The organism is Streptomyces sp. NPDC086766, from assembly GCF_044746005.1.
GTDB lineage: Bacteria > Actinomycetota > Actinomycetes > Streptomycetales > Streptomycetaceae > Streptomyces.
In genome coordinates, this window is sequence record NZ_JBIVBI010000001.1 from 494,542 (window position 1) to 506,131 (window position 11,590).

At 72.8% G+C, this 11,590-nt stretch carries 11 protein-coding genes; 5 read left to right on the forward strand and 6 right to left on the reverse strand.

The window, feature by feature from the left end; translation table 11 throughout:
* Positions 1-44 precede the first annotated feature (44 nt).
* The gene (locus tag ACIPM1_RS02220) at positions 45-1,040 is read left to right on the forward strand and encodes a 2-hydroxyacid dehydrogenase (RefSeq protein ID WP_402427703.1); all 996 of its coding nucleotides are present in this window, start codon (positions 45-47) and stop codon (positions 1,038-1,040) included.
* On the opposite strand, the gene ACIPM1_RS02225 is transcribed toward ACIPM1_RS02220, so the two are convergent.
* A complete protein-coding gene (locus tag ACIPM1_RS02225; RefSeq protein WP_402427706.1) occupies positions 992-2,872 on the reverse strand; it encodes an anthranilate synthase family protein in 1,881 nt (626 codons plus the stop codon). The genes ACIPM1_RS02220 and ACIPM1_RS02225 overlap by 49 nt on opposite strands.
* 126 nt (positions 2,873-2,998) lie before the next feature.
* Positions 2,999-3,100: a trp operon leader peptide gene (locus ACIPM1_RS02230; RefSeq protein WP_402428160.1), complete on the reverse strand. Its 102-nt coding sequence runs from the start codon at positions 3,098-3,100 to the stop codon at positions 2,999-3,001.
* A 108-nt stretch (positions 3,101-3,208) separates the two neighbouring features.
* On the opposite strand from ACIPM1_RS02230, the gene ACIPM1_RS02235 reads away from it, so the two are divergent.
* From ACIPM1_RS02235 to ACIPM1_RS02245, 3 genes are all read left to right on the forward strand, one after another.
* Entirely contained in the window at positions 3,209-4,441 is a 1,233-nt protein-coding gene (locus ACIPM1_RS02235; RefSeq protein WP_402427709.1) for a glycoside hydrolase domain-containing protein, read from the forward strand.
* Between the two features lie 127 nt (positions 4,442-4,568).
* Positions 4,569-5,921, forward strand: a complete 1,353-nt coding sequence (locus ACIPM1_RS02240; protein ID WP_402427712.1) for a class II 3-deoxy-7-phosphoheptulonate synthase — start codon at positions 4,569-4,571, stop codon at positions 5,919-5,921.
* A 135-nt stretch (positions 5,922-6,056) separates the two neighbouring features.
* Complete coding sequence (locus ACIPM1_RS02245; protein WP_402427715.1) at positions 6,057-6,362, forward strand: bacterioferritin-associated ferredoxin; 306 nt, start codon at positions 6,057-6,059, stop codon at positions 6,360-6,362.
* Positions 6,363-6,372: 10 nt separating this feature from the next.
* Here ACIPM1_RS02245 and bfr read toward each other — a convergent pair whose 3' ends face one another.
* On the reverse strand, positions 6,373-6,891 hold the full coding sequence (gene bfr, locus ACIPM1_RS02250) for a bacterioferritin (RefSeq protein ID WP_402428163.1): 519 nt from the start codon (positions 6,889-6,891) through the stop codon (positions 6,373-6,375).
* Between the two features lie 154 nt (positions 6,892-7,045).
* On the opposite strand from bfr, the gene ACIPM1_RS02255 reads away from it, so the two are divergent.
* The gene (locus ACIPM1_RS02255; RefSeq protein ID WP_402427718.1) at positions 7,046-7,690 is read left to right on the forward strand and encodes a sulfite oxidase-like oxidoreductase; all 645 of its coding nucleotides are present in this window, start codon (positions 7,046-7,048) and stop codon (positions 7,688-7,690) included.
* Between the two features lie 40 nt (positions 7,691-7,730).
* Here ACIPM1_RS02255 and ACIPM1_RS02260 read toward each other — a convergent pair whose 3' ends face one another.
* From ACIPM1_RS02260 to ACIPM1_RS02270, 3 genes are all read right to left on the reverse strand, one after another.
* On the reverse strand, positions 7,731-8,621 hold the full coding sequence (locus ACIPM1_RS02260) for a deoxyribonuclease IV (protein ID WP_356192929.1): 891 nt from the start codon (positions 8,619-8,621) through the stop codon (positions 7,731-7,733).
* Positions 8,622-8,737: 116 nt separating this feature from the next.
* Positions 8,738-10,666: a Stk1 family PASTA domain-containing Ser/Thr kinase gene (gene pknB / locus ACIPM1_RS02265; protein ID WP_402427722.1), complete on the reverse strand. Its 1,929-nt coding sequence runs from the start codon at positions 10,664-10,666 to the stop codon at positions 8,738-8,740.
* A gap of 126 nt (positions 10,667-10,792) precedes the next feature.
* Positions 10,793-11,587 carry a thiazole synthase gene (locus tag ACIPM1_RS02270; RefSeq protein WP_402427725.1) on the reverse strand — a complete coding sequence of 265 codons (795 nt, stop codon included), beginning with the start codon at positions 11,585-11,587 and terminating at the stop codon, positions 10,793-10,795.
* Positions 11,588-11,590 lie beyond the last annotated feature (3 nt).

Sequence of the window (11,590 nt, forward strand, 5' to 3'; positions counted from 1 at the left end):
CGCCGGTACCAGACAGTTCCGGCGCCAACCCCGGGAGGGGGCCCGTGGAGATCCTGGCCTTCGGCGTGCAGGCCGACGAGAAGCCCCTGATCGAGCAGGCCTTCCGGGACCACCACGAGGTCCGCTGCCTGGACGTCTTCCTCAACCAGGACACCGCCCCCATCGCCGCCGGCTCCGAGGTCGTCTCCAGCAGCGTCAACGCCGACCTCGGTCCGCGCACGCTGGAGGTCCTGGCGGCCGGCGGGACCCGGATGATCGCCCAGCGCTCCACCGGCTTCAACAACATCGACCTCCGGATGGCCGAGCGGCTCGGCATGACGGTCGCCCGGGTGTCGTACTACTCGCCCTACTCGGTCGCCGAGTTCGCCTGGGCCCTCGCCCTCGCGGTCAACCGGCGCATCGTGCGCGCCTCCATCCGCACCCGCGACTTCGACTTCCGGCTCGACGGGCTGATGGGCCGCGACCTGCACGGCCGCACCGCCGGCGTGCTCGGCACCGGGAAGATCGGCGAGGCGTTCGCCCGGATCGCCCACGGCTTCGGCATGCGCCTGCTCGGCTGGGACGTCGCCGAGAACCCGGCCTGCATGGAGCTGGGCATGAAGTACGTCTCCCGGGACCAACTGCTGGCCGAGTCCGACCTGGTCAGCCTGCACGTCCCGCTGATGCCGGAGACGCACAACCTCATCGACGCCGGCGCCCTGAAGACGATGAAGGACGACGCGATCCTGGTGAACTCCAGCCGCGGCGGCCTGATCGACACCATGGCCCTCGTCGCCGAACTGCGCGAGGGCCGCTTCACCGGCGTCGGCCTCGACGTCTACGAGGCTGAGGCGGGCCTGTTCTACCTCGACAAGTCGCTCCACGCCATCGAGGACGACGTGTTGGCCCGCCTGGTCACCTTCCCCAACGTGCTGGTCACCTCCCACCAGGCGTACTACACCGAGGACGCGCTCCGGCAGATCGTCGACACCACGGTGAAGAACGTCCTCGACTACAAGGCGGGCCGCCGCTCGGAGAACGTCCTGGTGCCGCGCGCCTGAGCGAGCGACTCCCGCACGATCGCGGCGCCGTTCAGCGTCAGCACCGACTCCGGGTGGAACTGCAGGCCCGCGAAGCCGGGCCCGCGCAGCGCGTGCACCTCGCCGTTGCCCGCGCGGCCGACCTCCACGGCGTGCGCGGCCAGCTCCGCCGCCGCCTCGTCGTCGCAAGCCGCCACGAAGCTGTTGTAGAAGCCGACGGTCTCCTCCCGGCCGAACAGGTCGATCGTGGTCTGCGCGCCCTGGTACGGCACCTCCTTGCGGACGATGTCCAGCCCCAGTTCGGCCGCGATCAGCTCGTGCCCGAGGCACACGCCGAGCACCCCGTGCCGGTGTTCCGCGAGGACCTCGGCGGTCAGCGCGCGCAGGAGGCGCATCTTCGGGTCGGCGGCGTCCCGGGGGTCGCCGGGGCCGGGGCCGAGGACGACCGGGCCCTCGTGCGCGCGCACGGCGTCCCGGAGCCCCGCCGCGTCGTAGCGGCGGACGGCGACGGTCAGGCCCGAGGAGCGCAGCACGTGCGCGAGCATCGCCGTGAAGGTGTCCTCGCCGTCCACGACCAGGGCGTGCCCGCCGGGTTCCGCGGGCCGCTCCTGCATCCGCAGCCAGAACGGCGCCAGCGCGGCCCGGCGCCCGTCCAGCGCCGCCCGCACCCGCGGATCGTCGGCGAGCCGGGGCACCGCCCGTTCCGCTCGCGGCCGGCCGGGCCGCACGCCCAATGCCGCCAGCACCCCGGCCGCCTTGGCGTGCGTCTCGGCGACCTCGCCCGCCGGGTCGGAGCCGCGCACCAGCGTGGCGCCGACCGGGACCCGCAGCCGGCCGGCCGCGTCGATGTCGGCGGTGCGGATGAGGATGGGGGAGTCGAGGGTCTGGACGCCGGCGGCGTCCCGGCCCAGCAGCGCGAGGGCACCGGCGTAGTAGCCGCGCCCGCCCACCTCGTGGCGCTCGATGACCCGGCAGGCGTTCTGCACCGGTGATCCGGTCACCGTGGCGGCGAACAGGGTCTCCCGGAGCACCTCGCGCGCGTCCAGCGACGAACGGCCGCGCAGCTCGTACTCGGTGTGCGCGAGATGCGCCATCTCCTTCAGCCGCGGCCCGACGACGACCCCGCCCATGTCGCCGACGGTGCACATCATCTTGAGCTCCTCGTCGACGACCATCGACAGCTCCTCGATCTCCTTGCCGTCGGCGAGGAAGCCGAGCAGGTGCTCGGGCGTCGGCCCGTCCGCCGGGTAGCGGTACGTCCCGCTGATCGGGTTCATGACCACGGTCCCGCCGGACATGCGGACGTGCACCTCCGGGCTGGCCCCGACGAGGGTGCGCTCCCCGGTGTGCACCACGAACGTCCAGTACGCGCCGCGCTCGCCCTCCAGCAGCCGTCGGAACAGCGCGAGGGCGTCCGCGCGGGAGAACCCCCGGATCTCCCCCTGGTAGGTCCGCCGGATCACGAAGTTGGCGCCCTCGCCCGCGCCGATCTCCTCGCGCAGCACCCGCTTTACGATCCCGGCGTACTCCTCGTCGGCGACGTCGAAGCCGCCGCCCTCGACCGGCACCTCGTGCGCCGGCAGCCGGTCCAGCGCCTCGGCGAGCGGGATCTCGTACCGCTCCTCGGGCGTCAGCACCGCCAGCGGGGTGCCGTCGTCGCGGACGTCGAAGCCGCGCTCGCGGATCTGCCGGAAGGGGACGAGCGCGAGGCACTCGTCGGGCAGGCCGGCGAGGCGGTCGCAGACGGTGACGGGGCCGCGCAGCACCTCGACCACGTCGTGGTCGCGGCCCGGGGTGCGGCGGCGCAGCAGGGCGAACGGGCGGTCGTCGTACGGCAGATGCGCCAGGTCCATGGGTTCCTCTTCCGTCGGTGGGCACCGAGGTCGGTGATCGCTGTCGTGATCGGGAGGAACGGCCGGTCGCGGAGAACGCCGAAGGCCGCCCCTCGGGCGGCCTTCGCGAAGTGTGTTGACGCGCAGTCAGTGGGCCGCCGGACGAGCGGTCCACCACCAGTTCTGGTTACGGGTCGAATGCGCGAACATGCGCCGCACCCTACCCCACCCGGTGTCGCCCATACGCATCACTGCCGGTTTCCGGCGGGTTCGCCGCGTGGAAGGAGGGCGTCCGTCACCGGCGCGCGGATCCCCACCCCGGTTTTCCCGCGGCACACCCCGACCCAGGAGAGCACCTTGTCCGCACCACGGCCACCACGGACCCCCGCCCGGAACGGACGCCGCGCCCCGCGCGCCCTCGCCACGCTCACGGCGGTGACCGCCTGCGCGGTCCTCGGCGCCGCCGCGCCCGGCGGCGCCCGGGCGACGACGGACGACACCCGGACCGTCACCTACCGCGGTCACACGTTCACCGTCCCCGCCGCCTGGCCGGTGATCGACCTCGCCGAGCACCCGACCGCCTGCGTCCGCTTCGACCGGCACGCGGTCTACCTCGGCACGCCGGGCGAGCGGCAGGACTGCCCGGCGCGCGCCCTGGGCCGCACCGAGTCCCTCTGGGTGCAGCCCGCGGCCGCCGGTACGAAGAGCGCCGTGACCGAGAACCGCACGGCCCGCCTCTACCGGGCGACCGCGGACCAGATCGCCGTCACGGCCCCCTACGGCCGCGACCGAGAGACCATCCGGCGGGTGCTGGACAGTGCCGGGCTGCCCATCGGCGCCGCCCGCGCGGAGAAGCCGGGCGAGGTGCCGGCCGCGCTCACCGTCCCGGCCGTCGCCTCCACCCATCGGGGCCGGGGCTTCGACGCCTGCACCGCGCCGAGCCAGTCGTCCATGAACGCCTGGAAGTCCGCCTCGCCCTACGGGGCGATCGGCATCTACATCGGCGGCGTCAACAGGGCCTGCGGCCAGCCGCGGCTGACCGCCTCCTGGGTGCAGGCCCAGTACACGAACGGCTGGCGCTTCTTCCCGCTCTACGTCGGCCCCCAGTCCGCCGCCAGCAGCTGCGGGGACGCCTGCGCCCCCATCACCGACCCGGTCCCGCAGGGCCGGGAGGCCGCCGAGGACGCGGTCGCCCAGGCCTCCACGCTCGGACTCGGCCAGGGCACCGTGATCTACAACGACCTGGAGCAGTACGCCCGCGGCGGGTCCGCCACCACCCAGGTGCTCGGCTACCTGGAGGCGTGGACCAGGCGCCTGCACGACCTGGGCTACCGGTCCGGGGCCTACGGCAGCGTCTCCTCCCTGGTCGCCGACCTGGTCGCGAACGCGAAGAAGACCACCCTGCCCGACGTCATCCACTTCGCCCGCTGGAACGACGACAACGGCACCGACGACCCCGCCCTGCCGGCCGCCCTGTGGGCCGACCACCAGCGCATCCACCAGTACGCGGGCAACCGCAGGGAGTCCTACGGCGGCGTGACGATCAACATCGACCGCAACCAGCTGGACGTCGGCGCAGGCCCGTCCTGACCCGCCGGCACCTCCTGACCCGCCCGTCCCTCCCGATCCCCGTCGTGCCGTCCACGCCTGTGCACCATCTGTCTCAATTGATGAGCAGATCAAGGGACCCGCGACACGACCACGTAATGTTTACGAGGTGACCGTGAACGCTAAGCCCAGCGCGAGCGCTGGCAACACCTGGCGAAACCTGCCCGCGGCGCAGCAGCCCGAGTACCCCGACTCCGAGGCTCTGCGCGCAGTGATCGCGGACCTCGAGTCGTATCCGCCGCTCGTCTTCGCGGGCGAGTGCGACCAGCTGCGCGCCCGGCTGGCGGCCGTCGCCAGGGGAGAGGCGTTCCTCCTCCAGGGCGGCGACTGCGCCGAGGCCTTCGACGCGGTGTCCGCCGATCACATCCGCAACAAGCTCAAGACTCTGCTCCAGATGGGCGCCGTGCTGACGTACGCCGCCTCGGTGCCGGTGGTGAAGGTCGGCCGCATCGCCGGCCAGTACTCCAAGCCGCGCTCCAAGCCGACGGAGACCCGCGACGGGGTGACCCTGCCGACGTACCGGGGCGACTCGGTCAACGGCTTCGAGTTCACCGAGGAGGCCCGCCTCCCCGACCCGGAGCGGCTGAAGCGGATGTACCACGCCTCGGCCTCCACGCTGAACCTGGTGCGCGCCTTCACCACCGGCGGCTACGCCGACCTGCGCCAGGTGCACGCCTGGAACCAGGACTTCGTGCGCTCCTCCCCGTCCGGCCAGCGCTACGAGCAGCTCGCGCGGGAGATCGACAGCGCGCTGAACTTCATGCACGCCTGCGGCGCGGACCCGGAGGAGTTCAAGACCGTCGAGTTCTTCTCCTCGCACGAGGCGCTGCTGCTCGACTACGAGTCGGCGCTCACCCGCGTCGACTCGCGCACCGGGCGGCTGTACGACGTCTCCGCGCACATGGTGTGGATCGGTGAGCGCACCCGGCAGCTGGACCACGCGCACGTCGAGTTCGCCTCGAAGATCCGCAACCCGATCGGCGTCAAGCTCGGTCCGACGACGACGCCGGAGGAGGCCCTGGCCTACATCGAGCGCCTCGACCCCGAGCGCGAGCCGGGCCGGCTGACCTTCATCGTCCGGATGGGCGCCGACAAGGTCCGCGACAAGCTCCCCGAGCTGGTCGAGAAGGTCACGGCGGCCGACGCCACGGTGGCGTGGGTGACGGACCCGATGCACGGCAACACCTTCGAGGCGGCCTCCGGCCACAAGACCCGCCGCTTCGACGACGTGCTCGACGAGGTCAAGGGCTTCTTCGAGGTGCACAAGGCGCTGGGCACCCACCCGGGCGGCATCCACGTGGAGCTGACCGGCGACGACGTCACCGAGTGCGTGGGCGGCGGCGACGAGATCTTCGTCGACGACCTGCACCAGCGCTACGAGACGGCCTGCGACCCGCGGCTCAACCGCAGCCAGTCGCTGGACCTGGCCTTCCTCGTCGCCGAGATGTACCGGGACCAGTGAGCCGGCCGCCCGGCACGGGCGGGTGAGTGGGGCGCGGATCACACCCGATCCGCGCCCCTCACCGCTTTCGCGGCTTCTGCGTGCCGGGTAAGGTTAGGTTTGCCTCACCGAGGACGGGTCACCCGGTCCCTCCGGATGCGGCAGGACCAGATGATCCCCCGGCAGGAGGTGGACCGCGTGTACGTCTGCAGTTGCTTCGGCATCACCGATCAGCAGGTGAGGCAGCACGCGGAGAACGGCGCCTGCACCCCCCGCCAGATCGCCTCCGCCTGCAAGGCCGGGACCGACTGCGGCGGATGCGTGCGCCGCATCCAGGCTCTGCTCGGCCGTGGCGCCGGCCCGCGCCGCGAGCCGGCCGGCGAGGCGGTCCCGGCGCTCGCGCGGCTCGCTCCGCGGACGGCGCCCGCCGCGGGCCCGGCGGAGCTCGGCGACGCCGCCTGAGGGGCCGGCGCTAGCGCGTCGAGAAGCCCGAGGTGCCCGGGCCCGACGGGTCCGGCTGGCTCTGCTCGACGACCGTCGCCAGGTAGAGCGCCTCGCCCAGCTTGTCGACCAGGTCGAGCTGGGTGTCCAGGTAGTCGATGTGGTGCTCCTCGTCGGCCAGGATCGCCTCGAAGATGTTCGCCGACGTGATGTCGCCCTTGTTGCGCATCACCTCGACGCCACGGCGCAGCCGGTCGATCGCCTCGACCTCGATCTGCCGGTCGGCCCGGAACATCTCGGTCACCGTCTGCCCGACCTGGATGTGGGAGAGCCGCTGGTAGTTGGGCAGGCCGTCCAGAAGCAGGATGCGGTCGGTCAGCACCTCGGCGTGCCGCATCTCGTCGAAGGACTCGTCCCGGGTGTACTTCGCGAGTTTGGTCCACCCCTTGTGGTCCTGCAGCTTGGAGTGCAGGAAGTACTGGTTGATCGCGGTGAGCTCGGCGGTGAGCTGCTCGTTGAGCAGCTCGATGACCTCGGGGTCGCCCTGCATCGCGGTGGGCTCCTTCCGGACGAAACTGGGCATAGTGTGCCGAATCATGACACCGGCCCCCAGGGTGGTCCAGTAAGTGCACACTTAGTGCGAGTTGCACTGATCGGGCCGGGGCTGGTCAGGTGCACCCCCTTCCGTCTGTCAGGATGGAGTCATGGGTCAGCCGGTGGAACGCGCATCAGGAGACGCGTCTGGAGCAGCAGCGCGAGGGGAGCTTCCGCCGGGGCAGCGACTGCAGCGGGGCTGGCCGGTCACGCACTACGGGCCGGTGCCCAAGTTCCGTCCCGAGCGCTGGGAGTTCCGGGTCTTCGGGGCCACCGCCGACGGCGAGAAGCACTGCTGGACGCACGAGGAGTTCACGGCCCTGCCGTACACCAGCGTGGTGGCCGATCTGCACTGCGTCACGAAGTTCAGCATGATCGGCGCCGAATGGGGCGGCATCCCGGCCCGCACGATCCTCGAGATCGCCCCGCCCGCGCCCGAGGTCACCCATGTGATGGTCTGGGCGGAGTACGGCTTCAGCTCCAACCTGCGGCTGTCCGACTTCGCCGCCGAGCGCACCCTGTTCGCCACCCACAAGGACGGCGAACTGCTCACCGCCGAGCACGGTTTCCCGCTCCGCCTGGTCGTCCCCCACCTGTACGCCTGGAAGGGCCCGAAGTGGGTCCGCGGCGTGGAGTACATGACCGCGGACCGCCGCGGCTTCTGGGAGGAGCGCGGCTACCACAACGTCGGCGACCCCTGGAAGGAACAGCGCTACTCCTACCAGGAGGGACCGGGGGACGGGCCCGAGCTCTGACGGCACGGGCCACCACGACGGCCCGTCCCGTCCGCGGGGGTCAGCCGTCCCTGAGCTTCTTCAGCCGCTCCACGTCCGCCGCGTGACCCGCCTTGCCGCCCGGCGTCTCGATGACCAGCGGCACGCCCTCGGTGGCCGGGTGGGTCATCAGGGCGCGGAAGGGGTCCTCGCCGATGTGACCGGCGCCGATGTTCTCGTGCCGGTCCTTGTGCGCGCCGGCCACGTCCTTGGAGTCGTTGGCGTGGATCAGCCGCAGCCGGCCCTCGCCCACCGTGGCCACCAGCAGGTCCAGCATCCCGTGCATACCGCTCGGGCCGGTCAGGTCGTGCCCGGCGGCGAAGATGTGGCAGGTGTCCAGGCACACGCCCAGCCTCGGATGGGCGTCCAGCGCCTCGAAGTACGGCCCGAAGTCCCAGGTGCGCGAGCACAGCGAGGCGCCCTGGCCCGCGGTCGACTCCAGCAGCAGGTACGGGTCGTCGTCGTGGGTGAGCTCGTCCAGCAGCGGCAGCATCCGCTCCCGCACCTGCCGCAGCGCCACCGCCCGGTCCCGGCCGCCGGTCGCGCTGCCGGTGTGCACCACCACGCCCAGCGCGCCGATCTCCCGCCCGCGCCGCAGCGAGTGCCGCAGCGAGGCCACCGACCGCTCCACGGTGGCCTCGGTGTGCGAGCCGAAGTTGATCAGGTAGGGGGCGTGCACGTACGCCGGGATCGACTCCTCGGCGCAGGCCGCCCGGAACGCCTCGTCCTGCCGGGGACTGCCCGCGGGAGTGGCCCAGCCGCGCGGGTTGGCGACGAAGACCTGCACGGCCTCGGCCTTCAGGTCGCGGGCGTAGGACAGGCCCACGGAGTGCAGTCCGCCGGCGACGGGGACGTGCGCGCCGACGGGGTTGCGCGAGGGACCTGGGAGGGTGGGGGACTGCTGACTGCTCACCCGTTCAGGGTGTCATGCGCCCGGCGGCCTCCGGCCACCGCGTCTCGGGCCACCCCATCCCGGGCGGCCCCGTCAGGCCCCTCACGCGCCCGAAGTGCCTCGGCGCCCCACGCGTCTCACCGGATGGTGATCGTGATCGTCGACCCCTTGGGCGCCCGGTCGCCGCCGGCCACGGACTGCTTCTTGACGGTGTCGCCGAACAGCCCGAGCAGACCGCGGTCCTCCTCGGCCTTGAACCCGGCGGCCTCCAGCGCCTTCTTCGCCTCGTCCACGCTGTCGCCGGTCACGTCCGGCACCTCGACCATCTCCGGGCCCTTCGAGACGGTCAGCGTGACCGTGTCGCCCTCGGCGGCCTGTCCGCCACCGTCCGGGGTCTGCCGGGCGACCTGCCCCCGGTCGAACTCGGAGGTGACCTGCTCGGCGGCGACCCGCACCCGCAGGCCCGCGTCCGTCAGGTCGGACCTCGCCTCCTCCAGGCTCTCCCCGGTGACGTCCGGCACGTCCACCGGGGCGCCCTTGCTCACGGTGAGCGCGATCGCCGAACCGGCCCGCCGCTCGATGCCGGCCGCCGGCTCGGTGGCGATCACGAAGCCCTTGGGGAAGTCCTCGCTGAACGTCCGGCTCACCATCCCCGGCTCCAGCCCGGCCTCGCGCAGCGCGCTCCGCGCCTTGTCCAGCCGGTCGCCGCGCACGGCGGGCACCTTCACGGTCTCCGGTCCGTCGGAGACGGTGAGCGAGACGGAGTCGTTGCTGCGGATACGGGCGCCGGTCTCCGGGTCCGTGCTGATGACGGTGCCGCGCCTCACGGTGTCGCTGTACGCGTGCTTGACCTGCTTGACCTCGAGACCGGCCGCCCTGAGCCGCTCCCTGGCCTGCGCCTCGGTCTTCGCCAGCACCGGGGGGACCTTGGTGAACTGGCCGGAGTTGATGTACCAGACCCCCGCGCCGGCCCCGAGGACCAGTAGCACCACGGCGAGGAGGGTCACCAGACCGCGCCGCGGGCGGCCCGTGCGCCGCGCCGGGGCGGGCGGCGCGGGAGACTCCAGCCGGCTGGTGCGGTGCAGTGCGGCGGCCTCCGCGCCCTCCTCGGACGTCAGCGGGCGCGGCACCGTCAGCGCGCGCGGGATCACGCTCGTACGGTCCTCGGCGTTGCCGTGCTCCGCGGTGAGCGCCTGCGGCGGCACCGCGTCGAGCTGCTCCGGGCCGAGCGCGGCACGCGCCTGCCGGACGTGCGCGAGCAGCGCGACCGCGTCGTGCGGCCGGTCGCTGGGAGTGCGCGCGGTGGCCGACGCGACCAGCGCGTCCAGCTCGAACGGCAGCCCCGGCACGGCGGCCGACGGCGCCGGCACGTCCGCGTGCAGGTGCTGGTAGAGGACCTGCGCGGGCGTCTCGCCCTGGTGCGGACGGCCACCGGTCAGCATCTCGTACAGGACGACGCCGCACGCGTACACGTCGACCCGGGGGTCGGCGGTGCCCTGCTCGATCTGCTCCGGCGCCAGGTAGGAGACGGTGCCGAGGACGGTGCCGGTGGTGTTGGTGACGGTGTCCACGGACCGCACCAGACCGAAGTCGGCGACCTTGACCCGGCCGTCGTCCCCTATCAGGACGTTCTCCGGCTTCATGTCGCGGTGCACGAAGCCCGCCCGGTGCGCGGCGCCGAGCGCCGCGAGCACCGGCTCCAGGATGTCCAGCGCGGCGCGCGGCTGCAGCGCCCCGCGCTCGCGCAGCACGTCGCGCAGGGTGCAGCCCGCGACGTACTCCATGGCCAGGTAGACGTACGACCCGTCGGTGCCCTGGTCGAAGACCTGCACCACGTTCGGGTGGGCGAGCCGGGCGACCGACTTGGCCTCCCGGATGAACCGCTCGACGAAGCCGCCGTCGGCCGCGAGCGTCGGGTGCATCACCTTCAGCGCGAGGACGCGGTCCAGGCGGGTGTCCAGGGCCCGGTAGACCGTGGCCATCCCGCCGACCGCGATCCGCGCGTCCACGCGATACCGGGCGTCGAGCACCTGCCCGACCAATGGGTCCTGAAGGGTCGTATCCACGCAGGTGAGTCTACGAGCCGCCACCGACGCCACGCCGCCTCGTCCGCAAGGAGGAGCGGTACTGCGACCGACCTGTGACGCTTCGCACGCCGCCCCGGACCCCCACCGCGGCGGACGCCCGGCAGGCTAGAAGGCGGGCCGCTCCGGATCCAGCCGGGCCATGCCGTCCGTGGGGGACGACGCCTCGGCGAGGTAGCGCCGGGGGATGCGCCCCGCCAGCCGGGCCAGCCGGCCCGCCTCCACCGCGCAGCGCATCGCCTCCGCCATCCGCACCGGCTCCTGCGCCCGCGTCACCGCCGACGCCAGCATCACCCCCGCGCACCCCAGCTCCATGGCGAGCGTCACGTCCGAGGCCGTACCGGCGCCGGCGTCGAGGATCACCGGCACCCGCGCCCGCTCCACGATCAGCTGGAAGTTGTGCGGGTTGCGGATGCCGAGCCCGGACCCGATCGGCGATCCCAGCGGCATGATCGCCGCGCAGCCGGCGTCCTCCAGCTTCCGCGCGAGCACCGGATCGTCGTTCGTGTACGGCAGCACGGTGAACCCGTCGTCGACCAGCGTCTCGGCGGCGTCCAGCAGCTCGATCGGGTCCGGCAGCAGCGTCCGCTCGTCGGCGATGACCTCCAGCTTGATCAGGTCGGTGCCCAGCGCCTCCCGCGCCAGCCGCGCCGTGAGCACCGCCTCACCGGCGGTGAAGCAACCGGCGGTGTTCGGCAGCACCCGGATGCCCAGCCGGTCCAGCACCGACAGCACGGATCCGTGCACGGAGGGGTCCACCCGCCGCATCGCGACCGTGGTCAGCTCCGTGCCGGAGGCGACCAGCGCCCGCTCCAGCACCTCCAGGCTGGGCGCCCCGCCGGTGCCCATGATCAGCCGGGACGCGAAGGACGTACCGCCGAGGACGAGGGGGTCGTCGGCCATGGG